The following is a 21,088-nucleotide window of genomic DNA, read 5'->3' on the forward strand; positions in this document are numbered from 1 at the left end:
TCATGAACTGCGTTCGTCTGGAATTATTCTCTGACCCATTATCTTGATTAAGAATAAGTGTTCTGATTTGGGGAAATCGCCAACTCTCACTTTTCCAAAAATCTTCTAGAACATCAACAATAAAATCACTCGTTATCTGAGACTCTGTAAAGTATAAAAACAGTTCATCTAGCTCTGGAAGAAAGATGCCATAAGGAGTTACAGTTGTTTTTGGATTATAATCATGGTCTTCAGTCTCGGTTAAAGCTCTGTTAGAGCCTCCTCTATCAAAAGAGCCAATGTTTACACGAGCTTTGGCATCAAGACTGAGGCGTAAAATGCTCTCATCATTTAAAGCTGATTGATTAACTATTGCAAGTTGCTCAAAGATTGCATCAGTTTGTGGGATTTTTTTTGAGGTAAAACTTTTGCTACCCGTTTAAGTCGATAACCTAAATAATTCAATTTGATGCGAATTGTTTCTTCGGACGGTAACTGTTCATCAGTATAATTAAATTTTTCAACTAATAGCTTTCTCACTTGGCTTGCAGTTAATCGCGTATACAGTCTTTGACTTTTAAAACTAGGGTCAGTTTGACTCTGCGAATCCACCAAATTTTTAATATCTTCTAATAGGTTAGTCAGGTGTTCTTCTGTTTTATAACGCCCTCTGGCTGAATAATTATCAACACAAGCAATACCACTAATTAATTCTTTAATTCCTTTACGGATAGTATTTCTATCCCATCCCAATTTTTTTTGAGCTAGTAGTTGCCCCCCGTAACCCAACTCCATGACAATTTGTGCTTGAAAACGCCGCCTTGCTGCACCTTTAAGTTGGCTTGCGGTTTCCTGGAACAATTTTATGACTGGATCAGTTAATTCTATCGACACTTCAAACACCCAAAATTTTCCTGACCAATTGAATTTACTACAAAAAGGTAAGGAGAAGCAGCCAACGGCTGCTTCTCCTTCCCCACCCCCCTAACAATGATTATTATTATTGACTTGGGTGATTTTATTCCTTGGAAGTCCCTAAACAGGTGCATCTTGGCAGAGAACTGTGACACAGTTCCATAAAGGTAATGCCGTTACATAACACCTACCCAAAGCTACCCAGAATTGGACTTTTCTACACTTTGGGTTTCGTTTACTTCCTTGCTTCATCCTGGCTCGTTCGGACGACACCAGTCCACAGGCTATCACTGTCTAACTGACAGCTTTAGACAAATTGATTGCTGCGTTTAAATCGCGGTCAATGACAAAACCGCAATCACCGCACTCGAACACTCGTTCAGACAAGGTGAGTGTTTCTTTCTTTGTCCCACAGTTAGAACATGTCTTGGAACTTGGGAACCATCGGTCAACCACAACCAACTTTGAATTATACAACTGGCATTTGTAAGTCAACTGACGGCGGAACTCGAAAAAGCTCATGTCAGCAATTGATGCCGCCAGCTTATGATTTGCCATCATGCCTGATACGTTCAAATCCTCTATCACAACTGTTCCGTGGTTCTTGGCTAGCAGTGTTGTGAGTTTGTGGAGCGTATCTTTTCGGATATTAGCAATCTTTCTATGTAACCTAGCAATTTGTAGTTGTGCTTTTTTCCAGTTAGATGAACCGATGATTTTATGGCGATGCAACCACTGCATTCTACTGAGCTTGGCTTCGTATTTCTTGTAGGACTTAGCGCCTAGTACAACTTCACCAGTAGAAAGAGTGGCAAGGTTTTTTACACCAAGGTCAACGCCTACAACACTCTTGGAAGTGCATTCTTGAGTTTCTACCTCAAACCGGAAACTGATAAACCATTGGCACGACAAAAGCTACCACTACAGGAGTAATTATGGGTAACTTTGTCCATAAATTAAGTTACAGTTTCTAACCCTAGGCTTGCTAAACCTGTTAATGAGTAGACGAACAGACAGCTATAAGCAAGCCAAAACTTTTGATATTTATACAACCAATACCCAATGATTCCGACTACAGTAAGAATGAGCCACGATTGATAAATTGAAGGGGCTGTAATCCAGTCTGGTTGGGGATATTGCTTGATGAACAGATAATTATAATTATCAGTGAAATGAATACCTGTCGAAATAATACTTAAAATGAGAATACTTATCAGTAAGTTATGAGACTTAACCTCAAGATTCATAATCAGGTTTCCTTTAATAATCATCGTTTTACGGTATTTCAACCAGTGAATTAGCCAGTTGAGTATCCACCGTTGAATGCACATAAGGTGCGAATAAGCAACGTTCCTCTGGGCGTAACCGTCTTGGACGCATCGTTTGTGTATCCACAAACAATCCTTTTTGCCATCCCTCTGCTGCGAGTGTTTCCTGTTCTTTGTAAAAGCGAAACTGCATAATAGCAGATGCGTTTTTCAGTTCAGAGATCCACATTTGGACCTGCACGCGATCGCCTAAATGTAGCGGCAATTTATAGGTAATGTTAGTTTGAACCAGCACAGGAGCAAACCCTTGCTGAAAAATTTCCTGCGTTGGCATTCCAACGGCTTCCAGCAGTTTTGTCCGTCCAATTTCCATCCACTGAATATAGACAGTGTTGTTCACGTGCCCAATGAAATCAATGTGGAAGGAATACACCTCTAACTCAAGGGAAATCTTTTGCATCCTGAATCCTAAGTCACTGCTCAGTGACAATGTATCATAGTCACCAGTTGGTGACAAGTAGATGAGAACGATTCATGGCTCGGGATAAAGAAGAAACGAAGGCACGAATTCTGGCAGCTGTTGGTAAACTATTGGCAGAATCGGGCTTTAAGCAACTGGGGGTGAATGCGATCGCCCGTGAAGCCGGCGTCGATAAAGTCTTGATTTATCGATATTTTGAGAACCTCCCTTCTCTGCTGCAAACCTTTGGCAAGGAGGGGAACTACTGGACGAGTGTTGAAGAATTAGTTGGGGATGAAACAGCCGTCGATGCAGAATCGCTGGCTGACTGGATGGTTTTGTTACTGACGCGTTTTCTACATGACTTGCAAAAACGACCGATTACGCAAGAAATTATGCGCTGGGAGTTACTCGAAGGTAATGAGTTAACGCATGAATTGGCAACGGTGCGCGATCGCGTGGCGATTGAAAGCTTGGAATTTCTCAAGCAAAAGTGTTCTTTCCCGCCAGATAAAGACATTCCTGCTATCAGTGCGGTGTTGATTGCTGGAATTGTTTATCTAGTTCTGCGAACCAAAGTCAGCAATACATTCTTAGGAATTGATTTTAGTTCACCAACCGGATGGCAAAGGATTGAAGGGGCGATAGCATCTTTGATTCAGCCAATGGTTGAAACTGAGGAATAAAGCAGCTTCTCAATATACTGATATCTTGCACCATTACGAGTAAACCACTAATATTTATATTGAATAGTGTTTAAATTTACTCAAAAATAATATCGCGTCCCAGTCCATTTTAATGGACTTCGCCTATGCAGCCCAGGACTTACAGTCCCGTGACGAGATCAGTGCGTCAAATAATATGTCATAACTTTGACATTTATTTTCCCAGGAGCAAGATGTAAGTATACCAATACGGTTGGTGATAAGCCTTTTTTCTCTTCCCCTGCTCAAGAGCTGCCTACCTCAACAGATAAATTTTCGAGAGCAGCAACTATATTGCCCTATATAGGGCATCTACTTATCATTCCAAAGTCATTGCTCCATTCTTACTTCCATTACTTTGCAGATAAACATCTCTGGCTGGGAAAGGAATTGTAATTCCTTCTTTATGATAGCTTTTGTGTAATTTTTTCACCAATAAATGTCTAGCCAAGCGCTGGTCGAAAAATTCATTTACCCGCATATAAAGCGTAAAGTTTATACTATAATCTGCAAATTCGTTAAATCTTATATAAGGTTCATTTGCTGTTAACTCGGGAGCAATTTCTTCCATGACTTCTTTAGCAACCTTTACAGTCACTCTTTCGACTTTCTCAAGGTCACTGTCGTAGCTCACTCCCACGTTCATCGTTAATGTAATTTCCTTAACGGGGAGATGATAGTTAGTAAAAATAGCAGAAGCTAGCTTAGAATTTGGTACTATTATGACATTATTAGAAAGCTCTTTTATCGTCGTGTTTCGCCAAGTTATATCTGTAACGTATCCCTCGTGATTACCACTATCTAATTTAACGTAATCGCCTGTTCTGACTTGTTTCGATATAATTAAATAAAAACCAGAAAATAAATTTGCTAGTGTATCTTGAAGTGCTAGACCAACTGCTAAACCACCAACACCTAACGTTGTTAATATTGGTGTAATTTGAACTCCTAGTGTTTGCAATACAATTAATGTTCCTAAAACTAAAACAGCAACTTTAGCAACATTAGAAAGTAGTGAGGCTGAAAAACCATCTGTTCTCCGAAAAAATACATTGACAAAACCAGCCGTGAGTCTGGCAAAGACAACAGTTACTGTGTATAAAAAAGAGCTAGTAATAATTTTTAACAGTAATTCTGCAACATCTGGCTCAGGACGGTAACTAACAGTTGCGCCGTAAAACCCAGCAAGGAAGCACCAAAAAAAGGGCATACGGTTTAGGGAACGAAATATAACTGCACTCCCCGGAATTCGTCTACTAGTAACAAATTTGTGCAGTCTTGTAAAAATAATTTTTTCGGTTATGATTCCACCAAGCAAGCCAGCCAAGATAAATACAAGTGGCAAAATCCAATGTTGTATCATGACAATTTTTAATTTTCAATTTTGGATTTGAGATAAAAATTCTCAATTATTTCCTTGTCCAGTGTAAACAAAACTGGTGGAAATCTACGTAGCATAAACTATATTAGCAGACAAAAAAATATCACCGATTTCTTAGCTTTGTGTAGAAACAGCAAAATCAAACGTGATAATATCTCTTGGTGTTTTGGCTGTGAGAAATTTTTACAACAATTACTTCATGGACTTGCCGATAGTCTACCACCCTGATTACGTTGCCCCACTACCTGAAGGTCATCGCTTTCCGATGCCAAAATTTCGGCAACTCTACGAACTATTATTAGCAGATGGTGTGGCACAAAAAGAACAATTTCATCTGCCCTCACGCCCGCCACAAGAGTTAATAGAGTTAGTTCATACCCCAGAATACGTCCAAGCGTATTGTGAGGGCACTCTTGATGCCAAAGCACAGCGACGTATTGGGTTACCTTGGAGTTCCTCACTGGTTAATCGTACATGTGTAGCCGTTGGTGGAACAATTCTCACAGCACAACTGGCGCTCAAGTACGGTTTGGCTTGTAATACTGCTGGTGGAACTCATCACGCCTTTCCTAGTTATGGATCTGGTTTTTGTATTTTCAATGATTTAGCAGTTGCAACTCGCGTATTGCAAAAACTCCGCCTAGTTCAGAAAATTTTGATTGTAGACTTGGACGTGCATCAAGGAGATGGCACTGCTTTTATCTTTCAAGAGGATGATAGTGTTTTCACTTTCTCAATGCACTGCGAAGTTAATTTTCCTGGTACTAAGCAAAAAAGTGATTTGGATGTTCCCCTGCCTGTGGGGATGGAAGATGATGCTTACCTACAAACATTAGCTGAATACTTACCAGATTTGTTGTCTGAGGTCAAGCCAGATTTAGTGTTGTACGATGCTGGTGTTGACCCTCATGTCGGGGACAAGCTAGGAAAATTAGCCTTAACTGATACTGGTTTATACCGCCGAGAAATGCAAGTTTTGAGTACTTGTATTGCGGCTGGCTATAAAGTAGCCTGCGTCATTGGCGGTGGATATGCTGATGATCTCAAATCGCTGGTGTATCGTCATTCTTTGGTGCATCGGGCTGCAAGTGAAGTTTTTCGGCAATATAGACTTTGACAATCCCAAAGTGCATAAGTTGATTTTGCTTTTATCTATCTATACCAGAACATAAAAGGAAAGCTTACTCATGCTTAACTTCCATTCCTAAAATTAAGTAAGGCTTCATGCACACAATCAAATTTATATCAATGTGTAAGTCCGAATATTCTACCAATGTATGACAAATGTAATGGTTTGAAAATGACATTTATTAGATGTAAATCAAAGCTTATTGCTAATATGATGAAAGTTCCAAAGACAGAAAACAACCAACAAAGTGAACTTTCATACACAAAATATTAACAAATTGAGCTTATTGAAAGTGCCAAAATAGCTGATACCAAAACACAAGTGAGGATGTTATGAATCAATACGATTATATTGTCATTGGTGCAGGTTCGGCGGGCTGTGTCGTCGCCAATCGTTTAACAGAAGACGGTAAAACAACTGTGTTGTTGCTGGAAGCAGGCAATCCGCCTAACTTACCAGAGCACGAAGTTCCTCTAGGTTGGGTAAAACTCTGGGGTACTGAGGTGGACTGGGCATATTTTACAGAAGAAGAACCATACCTCAATGGACGCAAAATCTATTGTCCACGTGGTAAAGTCCTGGGTGGCACCAGTTCGATCAATGCCATGATCTACATCCGAGGCAACCGTCACGATTATGATCGCTGGCAAGAGTTAGGTAATCCCGGTTGGAGTTACCAAGATGTATTGCCATACTTCAAGAAGTCTGAAAACCAGCAATGGGGAGCATCCGAGTTTCACGGTGTCGATGGGGAGTTGAGCGTTAGCGATCCAATTGCCCCGGCGGTGACATCACAAAGATTTGTAGAAGCAGCGATCGCACTTGGCTACGAACGCAATCTCGACTTCAATGGCGCACAACAGGAGGGAGCGGGACTTTATCAGTTGACTATCAAAGATGGTAAGCGACACAGTACGGCGACAGCGTTTTTAGTACCTATTTTGAATCGCCCTAACTTAACAGTTACTACTGGTGCGTTAGTGACTCGGTTATTATTTGAGGGAACACGCACGGTAGGAGTGGAATACATACACCAGGGAACGATACACCAATCCTTTGTGCAACAGGAAGTCATTCTCTCGGCTGGGGCGATCGATTCGCCCAAACTGTTGATGCTTTCTGGAATTGGGAATGCAGAAATTGTGCGATCGCTCGACATTCCCCTAGTTGTTAATTTACCTGGTGTCGGTCAGAATCTCCAAGATCACCTTCACGTCGCCGTGGCACATCAAGCCACCCAGGATCTGCAACCTGCCCCAACCAGCAATATCGCGGAAGCCGGATTGTTCCTACATACTGAAGGTCGTTTAGATACTGCGCCAGATTTACAGTTGTTTTCTGGTCCTGTTTTGTGGACACATCCTGCTTATGCCCGTGAAGGTCCGGGATTCGCAGCTACAGCGTGTGTGACTAATCCCCAAAGTCGCGGCAGTGTCAGTCTGCGTTCTGCTTCCCCCAATGATTCACCGATAATCCGAATGAACTATCTCCAGAGTGAGTCCGATGTGCAAAAGCTAGTTGCAGGAATTAAAATTATCCGTCAGTTGTTTAACTCAAGTGTATTTGATGAGTTCCGAGGCGAGGAAGCTGCCCCTAGTGCCGATGTAACTAGCGATGAAGCACTCCGAGCTTATATCAGAGAAACCTGCGACACTGTATACCACCCTGTCGGCACTTGCAAAATGGGAACTGACGCCGATTCAGTTGTAGACCCCGAACTACGGGTACATGGTGTTGATGGGTTGCGTGTTGTAGATGCATCAATTATGCCATCTATCACTACGGGAAATACGAATGCACCCACAATTATGATTGGCGAAAAGGCAGCTGATTTGATTAAAGCCGCAGGACGTGTTTTAGAGCAAGCAACCTCAACAACTGCGATTGTCTAAAGGGCACTGCGCAAGAGTGCGATGATACTCAACACCCGCCTGAGCGTAAAGCGCACGCTCGCTTGACTATCTAAATTTATCTTTGCCACTTGCTGAAAAAGCAGCCGATTTGATTAAAGCTACAGGTTGTGTTTGACAGCAAACGTCCTTACAGCGGTTTTCATATGAATAGACCACAAATCGTAGGGTGGGCATTGCCACCAAAAGCCTATGTGATAAACATTTGAGATTAGGACTTACGCATTGACAAAAAATGTCATTCATGTGTTGGCAGCACAAGTCTTGGTGAGATTGTCCACAATGTACTCACGCACAACGAAAGTGAATAAATTCCTTTGCAATTCATACCAATTAGAAATTATGTTTTCAGAGCGCATTAGCTCTAAACGAACAAATGCTTGAAGTGAACATGCGGATGTGTGTTTTAATTGCATGGCTATCTCTAACCATGAATCGACAAATCCCACATAGTTGTTTGATGGCTCTATGAAAACTTTCAATTCCCCAATGGATATCATGAATTGTGACGAAGGTACTTCTTGTTATCTGCTTGAGCTTTTCATCATCTGGTAGATATAAAATATAGTGTCTAGAGTCTTCTTTTTTAAAGTCGCACCTTTACAACTTAACAAATCCAAATTCTCTCAGATGAGTCAGCAATCCTTCTTCGGGAATATCCAAAGTGTTTACCTGACAGTACTTACCTGGTTCATTTGAGACAGTTCTATTCTTCTCAATGCCGAACAGAAAACCCAACTTCTCGTTTTTTAGAAATTTCAAATTTTCTACTCCTGAGTACCAACTATCTCCTGTTACTAGCCTTGGCTTTAAACCCCAAGCTAGCACTTCAGTTAGCATTTCCTCAATTGTCGTTCTTTGTTTTCCCCTCCCTTTTGTCATATATTCTGTAGTTGAGCGGAACTGAATTTTCATGAATATCACTGTAGTATAGTGTTATTAAATTCAATCCTTTAATCGTTTTATGATATTTGCCAGACCAAAAATAACTTATTAATTCTGCATATTTAGGATTGCTATACAGCTTTTCTATTACTGTGTCATCAATACTTAAAATCCCTCCTCTCATATTAATAATAGTCTTGACCATGTCGAACAAATCTTTTGGTTCGTATCTCTCCCTCAACAAAAAACGATTCACACTATCATGTGAAACATCTCCCAGTATCTCTGCTAATCTACTGCATCCTCCATGCTTTGGCTCCGATAGCAAAAACAGAGTGTAATGTTCCAGATTGCATTGCGCTGTCGAGGGTTTGCTGATTTCTCGAATTGTCCGATACCTGCTTGTAGACGACATTTGTTTTTCAACGCATTATTCTATCATTGTGTCAATGCATAAGTCCTACTTCCGATAACGAAATTCGTTTTTCTAAACCAGTTGTAGCGAGAGCGGTGAGCAGCGCGTTGCGGGGGTTCCCCCCGTTGTAGCGACTGCGAACCCGAAGGGTGACCGAGCGCTGGCACTCTCGTGTTTTTTAGAGGTATCGTGAGCAGCGCTCGGTCAACAACTGGTAACATCGCTCAATATGGTCGTTTTTCAAAACCTTACTACAGCAACTTTTCGGGAGCTTTTATGCTTTCTGTTTTTAAGAGATGAAATGTGGATTGGTCTCACCTTTCTTTTACTGCACAACACCAGATATTTGTCAATGCGTAAGTTCTAGAGATCAACCCTTTCAAGGTGTTAAATCTGGAAGAGATGAAAAACGGAAAACCGCTATTTCAGGCTTTGATTTTTCAGACTTCGAGAAACGAAAATAACTTTTCAGAGTTTTGGTTGTGAGCCAAAACTCTGAAATCTAGTAACTTCGTTGCCCACCTTGAAAGGGCTGGTTCTAGAGATATTGGTGAGCAATGCCCACCTTACAGAAAACCGCTGTAAAAACTGCGATCGCCTTGATCGCCTAACTATCTGAATTCACCTTTATCAATGTTTTCCGGACAAAAGTGAATGACGAGTATAAATAGTACGCGATTGTACCGGGCGCAGACGTCTCTGGCGTATCGCTCCCACAAAAATTATGTTTTCAACCACGGTTTTTGTCACATTTTTAAGTAACATTACTTACTGACAAAAGCGGGTTGAAGAAGGCAGAAGGCAGGAGGCAGAGGGCAGAAGGTTCTGTTCAGAAGGGGATTCAGACCCCTCCTGAACAGCAGCCACCAAATTGAAAATTTGGTGGGGGTCTTAAACCCTTGGCTCCCTTTGGTCGCCCAGAGGGTTCGGGCATTCACGAGAAGGGATTTTCACTTATCACTTCTGCCCTCTGCCCTGTGCCTTTCTTGATAACCCGCAACTTGGGTTATTAACTGTTTGTTTCATTCGTAGCGGGTGCTGTGCCGCCAGTGCGCCTGCTCAATTATGTGAAAAGTCAGGTGCAAGTGAGGTATAGCATAGAAAAAGAACAAATTTTGTATCTTTCGTTTCACTTACACAGGGAAATAAGCAGTGCTACCAGACAAGCGCCCTCAGAGAGAGCAAACTCAACGTTGGACTTTTTCCCAGCTTTTTGGACGAGCAAGACGTCATCCTTTCATGATTTCACGCTGGGTTTTAAGCTGGGCTATTGTAGGAACTTTTTGTGGTTTATTTGCTGCGCTGTACTGGAATATCTTGGAACTGATAATTCATGGACTGCAAAGATTTCAGGGTTCTAGTCTTTTGTTGGTCATGCCATTAGCCGGTTTAGTCATTGGTTTAGTGATTCATTTCCTTGGTAATCCTGGTGAAATTGCCGTTATTGTCGATAACATCCATTTTCGCGGCGGACGGTTGGATGCTCGCAAAAATCCTTCAATGATTCTTGCTTCCTTAGTTAGTATATCGGCTGGGGGCAGTGCTGGACCAGAAGCACCACTGGTACAGGTCACAGGTTCTTTTGGTACTTGGGTTGCTGAGCGTTTAAGACTCGAAGGTGAAGACGTTAGATCTATGAGTTTAGCAGCGATGGCTGCAGGCTTTACTGCTTTGTTTGGCTCACCCCTTGGCGGTGCAATGTTCGCTCTAGAAATTTTGCATCACCAGCATATTGTCGAGTATTACGAAGCGCTAATGCCAGCCATTGTTTCGAGTTGCGCTAGTTATGTGGTCTTTGCAGCTATCACACATTTGGGAATTGCACCGACTTGGCATTTTCCTCAATACCGCTTAGATAGCATCGATGATTTTGCCGTCGCTATCATGTTTGGGATTGTAGGAGTCGTAGCAGGATGGATTTTTATGGGCATTTTTCGCGGATGTGACCGAATTTTTGCCTTGATTCCTGGACCAATTTATCTACGCACAACTATAGCGGGGTTGGGATTGGGCATTTTAGCAACTTTCTTACCTCTGACTCGTTATTTTGGACATGAGGAGTTAGATAAGGTTGTTAATCAAAGCTTTCCTGTCTTTTTCTTGTTTATGCTTGCCTTAGCTAAAATGGCTGCCATCAGCATAACTGTCACTGGTGGATGGCGCGGTGGATTTATCATTCCCTTATTTTTCACTGGTGCTTGTGTCGGTAAAGCTGTAGTAGCCTTGATTCCTGGACTCAATCCCACCCTTGCCATGATTTGTACAATGGCGGCTATCAATGCGTCTGTGACGCGCACACCTATCAGCACAACCTTGCTACTGTCAAAATTGACAAATTTTAGTCCTTTGACTCCAATTCTGTTTGCCAGTTTGATTGGATTTTTTCTTGCCCCTAAAGTCCCCTTTATTGCTTCTCAACTGAAGTCTGAACAAGGAACACTGATTAATCATCCGTAGTCACTTGCCAGCTATCAATTAACAGCTTAATAACCGTTTAATATTGGTGTTTACGACTCACCCACAACCCAGTAAACAGTAAAATATGCTAGAATTGTATCATATTATGGCAGTAATTCAGCAATAATTGGGAACAATTTTGCTCTTTTCTCAGTATAAAGCCTAAAATTTGCAATTTTTGGAGTTTTTTGGGTTATGACAACCTCTCAGGAGAGGATTATCCCTACTGATCTGCGGAATGAAATGTCCCGGTCATATTTGGAATATGCAATGAGCGTCATTGTAGGTCGGGCACTACCAGACGCCAGGGATGGTCTGAAACCTGTGCATCGTCGCATTCTCTACGCAATGCATGAACTCGGGTTGAGTGCTGATCGCCCCTTTCGTAAGTGCGCTCGTGTGGTAGGGGAAGTACTGGGTAAATATCACCCCCACGGCGACACAGCAGTCTATGACGCTTTGGTGCGGATGGCGCAGGATTTTTCCATGAGATATCCCCTGATCGCAGGACATGGAAACTTCGGTTCAGTAGACAACGACCCACCTGCGGCGATGCGATACACAGAATGCCGCTTGCAAGCTTTAACCAGCGATTCTCTTCTACAAGATATCGAATCAGAAACAGTCGATTTCATCGATAACTTTGATGCTTCCCAGCAAGAACCAACAGTTTTACCAGCACGTATCCCGCAGTTGCTGCTCAATGGCTCTTCTGGTATTGCCGTGGGTATGGCAACCAACATACCACCCCATAACTTGGGCGAATTAATTGATGGGCTGGTAGCACTGATTCAAAAGCCGGAAACAAATAATACTGATTTAATGCAGTATATCCACGGTCCTGATTTTCCGACTGGAGGTCAGATTCTAGGAACTGCATCAATTAAAGAAGCTTATACCACTGGGCGTGGTTCCATCACCATGCGCGGCGTGGCTACAATTGAAACAATTGAACAGCGGGGACGCCCTGACAGAGACGCAATTATCATCACCGAATTGCCCTACCAAACCAACAAAGCGGCGCTGATTGAAAAAATCGCCGAGATGGTGAACGACAAGAGGATCGAGGGAATTGCAGATATTCGGGATGAAAGCGATCGCGATGGGATGCGAATTGTGATCGAACTCAAGCGCGATGCTTATCCCCGTGTCGTGCTAAATAACCTCTACAAGCAAACGCCACTGCAAGCCAACTTTGGGGCGAATATGCTGGCGCTGGTGAATGGCGAACCCCAGATACTCACCCTGAAGGAGTTTTTGCAAGTTTTCTTGGATTTCCGCGTTGAAGCTATTACCAGACGCACCCGTTACGAACTGCGGAAAGCCGAAGAACGCGACCACATACTGCAAGGCTTGTTGATTGCCCTAGGGCGTTTAGATGAGATTATTAACTTAATTCGCCATGCACCTGATGCACCAACTGCCAAAGGCGAGTTGATGACAACCTACGGACTTTCGGAAGCGCAAGCAGATGCAATATTGCAAATGCAACTGCGGCGTTTAACAGCTTTAGAAGCAGACAAAATCCGCCAAGAACACGAGCAATTGCAAGCAATAATTACTGACTTGCAGGATATATTGGCACGGCGAGAGCGGATTTTAGAAATTATTGAAACCGAAGTTAAGCAACTTAGAGAAAAACATGCCACACCTCGCCGCACGGTCATTTCACCCCTTGAAGGAGAAATAGATGAGCGTGACCTCATTGCCAATGAAAAAGCTCTGATTCTGCTGACTGAGCAAGGTTACATCAAACGAATGCCAGTGAATACCTTTGAAGCGCAAAGCCGTGCAACCAGAGGCAAAGCAGCTGCCAAGATGAAAGAGGATGATGGCGTTGAGCATTTCTTGACTTGCTGCGACCATGACAGCGTTCTATTTTTTAGCGAACGAGGTGTTGTTTACTGCCTGAAAACGTATCAAATCCCCATTAGTTCCCGTACCAGTCGCGGCACACCAATTGTGCAAATGCTACCCATTCCCAAAGAGGAGAAAATCACTTCAATTGTCCCTGTTGCAGAGTTTACCAGTGATGAATATTTGGTCATGCTTACCAAAGGTGGCAATATCAAGAAAACCGAGTTAGCAGCGTTTAGCAACATTCGTGCTAACGGTTTGATTGCCATTTCTTTGGAAGAAGGCGACCAACTCCGTTGGGTGCGACGCGCCAGAGTCGAAGACAGCGTGATCATCGGTTCCCGTCGGGGTGTAGCAATTCACTTTAGATGCGACCATGAACAACTGCGTCCTTTGAGTCGGGCAACTCGTGGGGTAAAATCCATGAAACTCAAGAAAGGAGATGAACTGGTGGGAATGGATATTCTCCCCGCTGCCATTCTTGCCACTTTGAATACAGAGACTGAAGCCGAAATTGAGGAAGTCGAAACAGAAGAGATTGAAAATGAAGAGTCTACTGAAGTCCCAGCCAACGGCAGTACGGGACCTTGGGTGTTAGTGATTACAATGGGAGGATACGGCAAGCGTGTACCAGTTGCCCAGTTTCGTCTGCAAAATCGTGCTGGTCAGGGTTTAACAGCAACTAAGTTCAAAAATCGTAAAATCAAAGACCAGCTGGCAACTCTGCATATTGTCAACAGTGACGATGAAACTATGATGGTTACCAGTCGTGGTATCATCATACGTCAGGCGGTAAATGCGATATCCGTCCAATCGCGATCAGCAACAGGAGTGCGAGTGCAGCGCTTAGACGAAGATGATGTCATCACGGGAGTGGCAATAGTTCCACCCGATAGTGGAGATGCAGCAGAAGCAGAGTAAAAAGCAGGGGAAGCAAGGGGAGAAGTTCACGATCTTATTCCCTTACCTAATTGCTCTATCTAGTGGAATTTTGATGGGGCTGACTGTTGCACCTGTTGGGGTGTGGTTCCTAGCATGGTTATCTTTAGCACCTCTGTGGGTCTTAGTGATTCGTTCGGCACAACGGAAAAACTTATCCTCCTCTGCTTCCTCTGCCCCCCCTGCTTCCCCTGCTCTTCTCCCCCTCTCCCTCGCCTGGGGTATTGGATATCACGGAATTGCCCTATCCTGGATTACCGGGGTTCACCCCATGACTTGGATGGGGGTTCCTTGGTTGGCGAGTTTGGCGATCGCCCTTTTCTGCTGGATATTCATTACCCTTTGGGGAGCTGCATTAGTCGCGAGTTGGGCGATAGGGATGCGAGTCATTTCCCGTTCAATCCATAACGGATTTGTTCGCGTCCTCATTGGCACAGCATTATGGTGTGGATTAGAAGCACTTTGGAGCGCTGGACCTCTTTGGTGGAGTTCTCTTTCTTACACTCAAAGTCCGCATAATCTCATTATTCTACACCTCGGTCAACTTTCTGGACCTAGCGCTGTGACAGCGGCTATTGTCGCAGTGAATGGCTTAATTGCTGAAGCTTTAGTAAACCGCAGAGGCGCAGAGTACACAGAGGAGAAAATAAAGTTTTTCTCTGCGCTTTCTGCGTCTGGGCGGTTCGTTTATTTATCAACCGCCGCAGCACTATTCATCACTCTCCACCTCATCGGATTTAGTTTATACAGCCGTCCTCTTGCTCAACCACCAGAAACAGCACTAAAAGTAGGGATTATTCAGGGAAATGTCCCCAACGAAATCAAGCTTTACCCAGAAGGCTTTCGTCGTGCTATTCAAGGCTACACCACTGGATATTTGAAACTAGCAAATCAAAGTGTAGATGCAGTACTAACGCCAGAAGGCGCTTTGCCTTTTTTCCAGGATGCCATCATACGTAGTTCAATGGTCGCAGCAGTGCGGGAAAAAGGCGTGGTTGCATGGATTGGCGGTTTTTACAAACAGGGAAGCAGCTATACAAATAGTTTATTTACAGTCGCTGGCGACGGTGAAATAAAAAGTCGCTATGGTAAAGCAAAGATGGTTCCTATTGGGGAATACGTTCCGTTTGAATCAATTTTAGGTGGTATTGTTAGCCGTTTATCGCCTTTGGATGAACATCAAGTTCCTGGTTCGTCAAATCAGGTATTTGACACACCTTTTGGTCGCGCTATTGTTGGTATTTGTTATGAATCTGCGTTTTCTGGGCAATTTCGTCGTCAAGCTGCTGCGGGTGGACAATTTATACTGAGTCCTTCCAATGATGCCCATTACAGTGCAGCGATGCCATCTCAGCACCACGCACAGGATATCATGCGGGCGATCGAAACTGACAGATGGGCAGTGCGAGCAACCAATACAGGATATTCAGCTTTTGTCAATCCCCACGGCAAAACAGTGTGGATATCTGGACATAATACGTATGAAGTGCATGCAGAAACGATTTATCGACGACAAACTCAGACTTTATACGTGCGTTGGGGTGATTGGTTAACACTGTTATTGTTGGGAGCGGGAACGTTAGCATGGTTGATACCTAAGGCTGATTAATTTTTACCACAAAGCGGATGATTTCCAGGTCTATTTTTAGCAACTTGCGCACGACTCCTAAAGTCCAAGGGCGGGAAATGAACCAAGGGTGGTTGATGAGAAAATTGACAACCTTACTGATAATCAGTGATAAGTTTTTCGCAGTGCAGGTGATTGCTTTGCGAGTGGGTTGACGTATGGTTTTGACCATGATCCTCCTGGTAGATGGTGTGGGGTGCTTTGAAGTTGGTGATTACTTTAATAAAGGAAGGCTACAACAGAATAGCCGAATTCCTTAAGAAGGTTTTACCACTTCCAAGCTGGAATCTGGTACGCGACTGAAATCAGGAAAAAATGCTTGTTTACCAAGGATTTCCCAACTTACAGCGGTTTTCATATGAATAGACCACAAATCGTAGGGTGGGCATTGCCACCAAAAGCCTATGTGATAAACATTTGAGATATTGGTGAGCAATGCCCACCTTACAGAAAACCGCTGTAAATGGATTAATCGTTAAAGTTCGGGAATCCTTACATTAATTGGAGTGTGGTGCAACACAACCAAATCTGTAAAATCGCAAGTACGGCTTGTATCTACAATTATCAAACTTAAATCGAAGAAAATCATGGCAACACTAAAACTGATCGAGTTATTGTGCATAGATCCTGAAGACACAGATATGAAGGACGAGGCTTATATCCGAATCATCACTACTGATCGTTCACTTCGAATTCCCACTGCAGGTTCTTTCCCTATTTCCAAAAGTCAATCGGTAAGTCTTAAAAGCAATACCATCAACTTTACGGGGAAAGCAGAAATTAGGCTTTTTGACCAAGATTCTCTAGACGCTGATGACTTTTTAGGCACAAATACCGTAGATTCATCAAAGCTAGGGGCAGGTAAACTCAAGTTTATCAAGAGCGGTGTCAACTACGAATTAAAGTACGAGGTTATTCGTTGACATCCTCACTCCCGCAAAGCGTTCGACTGAGCGCTCACGCCGAAGTCCACGGTGATTCCTAAGACTCACGATAATGGTTTCTGTTTCCTTCCCGTTCGGCTGACGCCGTGAGCGTCAGCCGAACGGGTTTTTTGCAACTGCCCTTCAGTCGAATGACTGTCGGGTCTTACGTTCGCTCCACAGACTGAAACGGCAAGACAAACACCGCCAAAATATTTTTAGCTGCATAAGGTAGCATGAGGATAACCAACGATCGCCCCATAACGGCACGCTGCGCGTTCGCCCGATTCGTGCGCTTTGCGCTTACGGTCACGCTGCGATAGCCTTCTGGCGTGGCTGCGCGTCTACGTTAAATCAGGTATTCTTTGGGCACCGAAGGGAGTAATGTCGCACTACTACCCCGGTGGACTAGAAAAGGAGATAAAACGCGGTTTTCCACTTTCGGGCTGGGTGCTGCTTATGGTGTTTATACAATTGCGGCTGCTATCTCGTTATTCTTCGTTCTCTTTTTTATTAAGGAAACTAAAGGAATTGAGTTAGAAAACATGTAATTGGCATCGAACTACAGCTACTCTCCAAAAATTTAAAGGCAGATGCAGATTTGAATTCCAGACTTTTATGAAAGATTACGTGCATCTGCTTTGCACCCAATGTCCCAGAATAAAGCTATGGATAGAATTTTTACTTGTTCACACTCATGCCTACATTCACCGTCCTCATGGAGGTGGGAAAAATGTGACAATGATTAAGGCGATTTCTTTAGAGGGTATACGTAAAATCCTCTACCAACATACCTGGAACCATACTACCTCCCAGCTGACGACCATCGTATGTTCCAACTTCGGGCACAAATTCTTGGAAATTGGTCAAATCTACGAGATTCTCTCCCCAAAATCGATAAAGACTTTCATCAAAACGCAAATTTTCGATAGGGGCAATAATCTCACCATTTTCTACCCAAAAACAGGCATAACGGGTCATACCTGTAATTCGACCGGTGGGGCGATCGCTCCAATTCAAGTAATGTAAATTAGACACATACAAACCCGTATTTAAATGAGTAAGAATATCCTCAAAGCTTAAATTTCCTGGACTAATTTCTGGTGCACGTAAACTCTCATAACTATTAGCGCCATTAGCAGTTTTTTGATATTCCCTAGCGGTGCGAGAATTGACTAGCGTATTGACTAAAACTCCTTTTTCAATAACAGGTAATTCTAGCGGAGCCATTTCTCCCAATTCATTAAATCGCGGTACTAATCCTCGTTGAAAGTTTTCTTTCACATGAAATGCAACAGATAACTGCTTTTCTTTGCGCCACAGTGACGCTAAAGCACTCCCTCCCTGTTGTAAATCAGCTTCACTCACACCTCCCCAAGAAAGCATCGCCACTAAATCAGCAACTGCAGCTGGTGCAAAGTAGGTTTTGTACTGTCCTCGTGGCAATTCTTTTATTGGACGAGAAAGCAATTGTAGTTGTCTTTTCGCATCGCTAATTTTCTCGCTATAAGCTTCTTGATTCCACTCGCTACCAGCAAAAGTTCCTTTGACAGCTTGTGCTTCAGTTGTGAATATAGAATAGTCTAATGAAAAAGTCTCTGTACTAAACCAGTGCTTTTGACCAAAAGAATCAGCATAAGCTTTAATAACAACTCCCCCAGCATATATTCCAGCAAAATCTAATTCAGTAAGCTGTTCTAGCACTGTTGGTACAACCACTTCTTCAGCCAATAGATTTCCACAATGAACTTCTCGACTGGTATTTGTTCCTGATGGTAAAACCAAATATGGATCTAGAGGTAACAAGGGAAGTTCTTCTCGTAGTTCTTGCAAAGCTTCGTATGCTAACTGCCAATCTATTTCCCAATGTCCGGTAAAGGGAAACTGCCGAAAACTACTGCGTTGATTTTGCATCAAAGTTAGTTCAATGGAACCATCAGTAACACAGCCTGTTTGCCGCACTTTCGCATGATTGAAACGAGTAAATTGACTGCGTTCACTGCTAAGTTTCACAGTAAATTGTTCACTTTCTTCTTTCTTATTAAGAAGAGTTTCAATCAGTTGGTTAAAGCTGACTTCTAAGGCAGATAGTTCTTCGTGTTTCATGAGCATTGTAAATCGAGAGAAAGCTGGGGAGCTAGGGGAGATGTTGAGGAAATTTTTGTATCTCCTAGGGAGATGCTACGTGTCTGTGTAGGAGATATTTTGAATGTGTTACAGCAATCCTAGATAGGTCGTGAACAAAAAATAAAAAAAACGAACCGCCAAGACGAGCCAGCGCTGCAGGAGGGTCTCCCTCCGTAGGCGTCTGGCGTCGCAAAGAGCGCAAAGAAAAGAAAGAGAGAGGAAGAAGGTGTTTACATCCTATTTAGGAAGGCTGTAGCAGCGTGCCGCAGGCAGCGAATTCATTTGTCCCTGTGTCTTCTTCAACCACCGCCAAAGACTTCCACGTTAGCAAATACACAAATGGGTGAACCGTGACCTACCCAAATTGCTTGGTTAGGTTCTCCTTTGCCACAATAAGGAGTTCCGTACATTTCCCAAGTAGAGGAGTTTCCTACTTTTACTAAGCTGTGCCAAAACTCTGGAGTTGTGGCTCGGTAGTTGGGATTGCGGAGGGTTTTGGTGAGTTTGCCGTTTTCAATTAATTTAGCGTATTCGCAACCAAACTGAAATTTGTAGCGGCGGTCATCAATTGACCAAGAGCGATTGGATTCCATGTAGACACCGTGTTCTATACCAGCAATAATTTCCTCAAAAGAGCCTTCCCCTGGTTCTAAATTCAAGTTTGCCATGCGGTCAATTGCTGGTCGATTCCAAGAGCAAGCACGAGCACAGGCGACCCCCGGTACACCTGCTCTTGCTTGACTTTCCAAACTACCCAAACCTCGCTGGAGAACGCCTTCTTTGATTAAATACTCCCGTGTCGCCACAGCACCTGTATCATCAAAGCCATAGCTGGCAAATTCACCAAGTACGGTGGGGTCAAAGGTAATGTTCATCTGGGGAGAACCATACACTAAGGTACCGAAATCACTTTTATTGACAAAGCTACCTCCAGCGTAATTGCGTTCATCGCCCAAAATTCGGTCAATTTCTACGGGATGCCCGACACTTTCGTGGATTTGCAGCATCATTTGGTCTGGGGCTAACACTAATGAAGTGCGAGTTGTTGGACATTCTTCTGCTGTCAACAGTTCTACTGCTTGTTCGCCAATTTGCTGCACCCGAACCCACAAGTCAGCTTCTTGGAAAAGTTCCAGTCCACCTTGGTAACAGTTTGCTTGCAAGCCGTTGTTGCTACGTTGCTGGACAACCGTCCCATCTTGTGCTGTAGCTCCGTAATGGGTGGCGAAAAACATAAATTTTTGATACACTTCTGAGCCGTTGCTGCTGACAAACCAAGTCTCTCTCTGGCTTGTTGTCATGTTGGCTAGAGTTTGTACAATTTGGTCAGAAACTCTTAGGGTATGGCAGACACGGACAAGTAAATCGTTAATTTCCCCTGGACTCAAAGCATCAAAGGGTTTCAGAAATGGCGAGATATATTGACCAACAACTTTAGGGCGTTCATTCTCAACTCCAAACGGATGTATCCACCACTCACTTGCTGCAAGTGCTTGTGTATATGCTTTTTGGGCAGCGGTTTGCAAATCTAGGATACGCAGCGAATTGGTAGCTGCATATCCTATACAGCCGTTAATCATAACTTCCAGCATAAACCCCATCGTAGAAGATTTGCCGTTACTTTGGGGTATGCCGTCACGGACATGACAGGTAAATGAGGTTTCCTTGACGACTCTAATACCAAGCCAGTCGGCTGGTATATTTATTTGGGCGATCGCTTTTGTCAGTTCAGACCACATAACAATTCAAAGTTCAAAATTCAAAGTTCAAAATGGAAGATTTCAAAAAATATTGTTAACTGTTAACTGTTAACTGTTTCCGCATTTGCTCCAATTGGGAGCATCCCAGATGTGTAAATTGATTTTATTTTGTAGTGCGGGCCGGACAGCCCGCTTTGGTAATAAAGTAGGGAGCAAGATGCTCCCACTACCGTGTTTTTTGCAAAATTGGGATGCTCCCGCTTCAATTGATGTTCCAGACTTTATCAACTGTTTAGAAAGTGTTTCTGCCACTCCCGAACTTTCATTTAGTACTTGACATAGTTTAACAATGCGGATGGCAAACTCAAACGTCCTGTCAGTAATTGCTTTCTGATGACTACTCATTTTTTAT

Annotated in this window: 15 protein-coding genes and 2 pseudogenes; 7 read left to right on the plus strand and 10 right to left on the minus strand. The window is 43.2% G+C overall.

Features of this window, described 5'->3' with window-relative positions; genetic code table 11:
• From DP116_RS13455 to DP116_RS13470, 4 genes and pseudogenes are all read right to left on the minus strand, one after another.
• Nucleotides 1-867, minus strand: a pseudogene (locus DP116_RS13455) (ISAzo13-like element transposase-related protein); the annotation flags it as partial.
• A 321-nt stretch (nt 868-1,188) separates the two neighbouring features.
• Nucleotides 1,189-1,806, minus strand: coding sequence for an RNA-guided endonuclease InsQ/TnpB family protein (locus DP116_RS13460; RefSeq protein WP_246275619.1), 618 nt, complete (start codon nt 1,804-1,806; stop codon nt 1,189-1,191).
• A gap of 44 nt (nt 1,807-1,850) precedes the next feature.
• Nucleotides 1,851-2,141 carry a hypothetical protein gene (locus DP116_RS13465; RefSeq protein ID WP_246275620.1) on the minus strand — a complete coding sequence of 97 codons (291 nt, stop codon included), beginning with the start codon at nt 2,139-2,141 and terminating at the stop codon, nt 1,851-1,853.
• 28 nt (nt 2,142-2,169) lie between these two features.
• Nucleotides 2,170-2,622: an acyl-CoA thioesterase gene (locus DP116_RS13470; RefSeq protein ID WP_169155674.1), complete on the minus strand. Its 453-nt coding sequence runs from the start codon at nt 2,620-2,622 to the stop codon at nt 2,170-2,172.
• 74 nt (nt 2,623-2,696) lie between these two features.
• On the opposite strand from DP116_RS13470, the gene DP116_RS13475 reads away from it, so the two are divergent.
• Complete coding sequence (locus DP116_RS13475; protein ID WP_169155675.1) at nt 2,697-3,308, plus strand: TetR/AcrR family transcriptional regulator; 612 nt, start codon at nt 2,697-2,699, stop codon at nt 3,306-3,308.
• A 337-nt stretch (nt 3,309-3,645) separates the two neighbouring features.
• On the opposite strand, the gene DP116_RS13480 is transcribed toward DP116_RS13475, so the two are convergent.
• Nucleotides 3,646-4,689, minus strand: coding sequence for a mechanosensitive ion channel family protein (locus DP116_RS13480; protein ID WP_169155676.1), 1,044 nt, complete (start codon nt 4,687-4,689; stop codon nt 3,646-3,648).
• Between the two features lie 217 nt (nt 4,690-4,906).
• Here DP116_RS13480 and DP116_RS13485 point away from each other — a divergent pair, with 217 nt between their 5' ends.
• Together DP116_RS13485 and DP116_RS13490 are read left to right on the plus strand one after the other, a co-directional pair.
• Nucleotides 4,907-5,824, plus strand: a complete 918-nt coding sequence (locus DP116_RS13485; RefSeq protein ID WP_169155685.1) for a histone deacetylase family protein — start codon at nt 4,907-4,909, stop codon at nt 5,822-5,824.
• 344 nt (nt 5,825-6,168) lie between these two features.
• Nucleotides 6,169-7,728, plus strand: a complete 1,560-nt coding sequence (locus tag DP116_RS13490) for a GMC family oxidoreductase (protein WP_169155677.1) — start codon at nt 6,169-6,171, stop codon at nt 7,726-7,728.
• A gap of 260 nt (nt 7,729-7,988) precedes the next feature.
• Here the strand turns inward: DP116_RS13490 and DP116_RS13495 are convergent.
• A pseudogene (locus tag DP116_RS13495) lies at nt 7,989-9,019 on the minus strand (IS701 family transposase).
• A gap of 1,179 nt (nt 9,020-10,198) precedes the next feature.
• Between DP116_RS13495 and DP116_RS13500 the strand changes: the two are divergent.
• The 3 genes from DP116_RS13500 (at nt 10,199) to lnt (ending at nt 15,908) form a co-directional block, all read left to right on the plus strand.
• Complete coding sequence (locus DP116_RS13500) at nt 10,199-11,503, plus strand: chloride channel protein (RefSeq protein WP_169155678.1); 1,305 nt, start codon at nt 10,199-10,201, stop codon at nt 11,501-11,503.
• Nucleotides 11,504-11,698: 195 nt separating this feature from the next.
• Complete coding sequence (gene gyrA / locus DP116_RS13505; protein WP_169155679.1) at nt 11,699-14,281, plus strand: DNA topoisomerase (ATP-hydrolyzing) subunit A; 2,583 nt, start codon at nt 11,699-11,701, stop codon at nt 14,279-14,281.
• Complete coding sequence (gene lnt / locus DP116_RS13510; protein WP_169155680.1) at nt 14,262-15,908, plus strand: apolipoprotein N-acyltransferase; 1,647 nt, start codon at nt 14,262-14,264, stop codon at nt 15,906-15,908. Before gyrA ends, lnt begins: the two co-directional genes overlap by 20 nt.
• On the opposite strand, the gene DP116_RS13515 is transcribed toward lnt, so the two are convergent.
• Nucleotides 15,895-16,098, minus strand: coding sequence for a hypothetical protein (locus DP116_RS13515; RefSeq protein WP_169155681.1), 204 nt, complete (start codon nt 16,096-16,098; stop codon nt 15,895-15,897). The two genes, lnt and DP116_RS13515, sit on opposite strands and share 14 nt — an antisense overlap.
• 415 nt (nt 16,099-16,513) lie before the next feature.
• Here DP116_RS13515 and DP116_RS13520 point away from each other — a divergent pair, with 415 nt between their 5' ends.
• Nucleotides 16,514-16,849: a hypothetical protein gene (locus DP116_RS13520; RefSeq protein WP_169155682.1), complete on the plus strand. Its 336-nt coding sequence runs from the start codon at nt 16,514-16,516 to the stop codon at nt 16,847-16,849.
• A gap of 166 nt (nt 16,850-17,015) precedes the next feature.
• Here DP116_RS13520 and DP116_RS13525 read toward each other — a convergent pair whose 3' ends face one another.
• The 3 genes from DP116_RS13525 to DP116_RS13540 form a co-directional block, all read right to left on the minus strand.
• Nucleotides 17,016-17,162 (minus strand): hypothetical protein, encoded by a 147-nt coding sequence (locus tag DP116_RS13525; protein WP_169155683.1) that lies wholly within the window; start codon nt 17,160-17,162, stop codon nt 17,016-17,018.
• 446 nt (nt 17,163-17,608) lie between these two features.
• Nucleotides 17,609-18,955 carry a TldD/PmbA family protein gene (locus tag DP116_RS13535; RefSeq protein ID WP_169155686.1) on the minus strand — a complete coding sequence of 449 codons (1,347 nt, stop codon included), beginning with the start codon at nt 18,953-18,955 and terminating at the stop codon, nt 17,609-17,611.
• A 320-nt stretch (nt 18,956-19,275) separates the two neighbouring features.
• Nucleotides 19,276-20,715 (minus strand): TldD/PmbA family protein, encoded by a 1,440-nt coding sequence (locus DP116_RS13540; RefSeq protein WP_169155684.1) that lies wholly within the window; start codon nt 20,713-20,715, stop codon nt 19,276-19,278.
• Nucleotides 20,716-21,088 lie beyond the last annotated feature (373 nt).

This window comes from Brasilonema bromeliae SPC951 (assembly GCF_012912135.1).
In the GTDB taxonomy this organism is placed as follows: Bacteria; Cyanobacteriota; Cyanobacteriia; order Cyanobacteriales; family Nostocaceae; genus Brasilonema; species Brasilonema bromeliae.

Coding starts and splice junctions, on each gene's coding strand:
- gyrA (WP_169155679.1), top strand. CDS start 11,699: ATGACAACCTCTCAGGAGAGGATTATCCCTACTGATCTGCGGAATGAA.
- DP116_RS13520 (WP_169155682.1), top strand. CDS start 16,514: ATGGCAACACTAAAACTGATCGAGTTATTGTGCATAGATCCTGAAGAC.
- lnt (WP_169155680.1), top strand. CDS start 14,262: ATGCAGCAGAAGCAGAGTAAAAAGCAGGGGAAGCAAGGGGAGAAGTTC.
- DP116_RS13470 (WP_169155674.1), bottom strand. CDS start 2,622: ATGCAAAAGATTTCCCTTGAGTTAGAGGTGTATTCCTTCCACATTGAT.
- DP116_RS13515 (WP_169155681.1), bottom strand. CDS start 16,098: ATGGTCAAAACCATACGTCAACCCACTCGCAAAGCAATCACCTGCACT.
- DP116_RS13465 (WP_246275620.1), bottom strand. CDS start 2,141: ATGAATCTTGAGGTTAAGTCTCATAACTTACTGATAAGTATTCTCATT.
- DP116_RS13485 (WP_169155685.1), top strand. CDS start 4,907: ATGGACTTGCCGATAGTCTACCACCCTGATTACGTTGCCCCACTACCT.
- DP116_RS13480 (WP_169155676.1), bottom strand. CDS start 4,689: ATGATACAACATTGGATTTTGCCACTTGTATTTATCTTGGCTGGCTTG.
- DP116_RS13490 (WP_169155677.1), top strand. CDS start 6,169: ATGAATCAATACGATTATATTGTCATTGGTGCAGGTTCGGCGGGCTGT.
- DP116_RS13475 (WP_169155675.1), top strand. CDS start 2,697: ATGGCTCGGGATAAAGAAGAAACGAAGGCACGAATTCTGGCAGCTGTT.
- DP116_RS13540 (WP_169155684.1), bottom strand. CDS start 20,715: ATGTGGTCTGAACTGACAAAAGCGATCGCCCAAATAAATATACCAGCC.
- DP116_RS13535 (WP_169155686.1), bottom strand. CDS start 18,955: ATGAAACACGAAGAACTATCTGCCTTAGAAGTCAGCTTTAACCAACTG.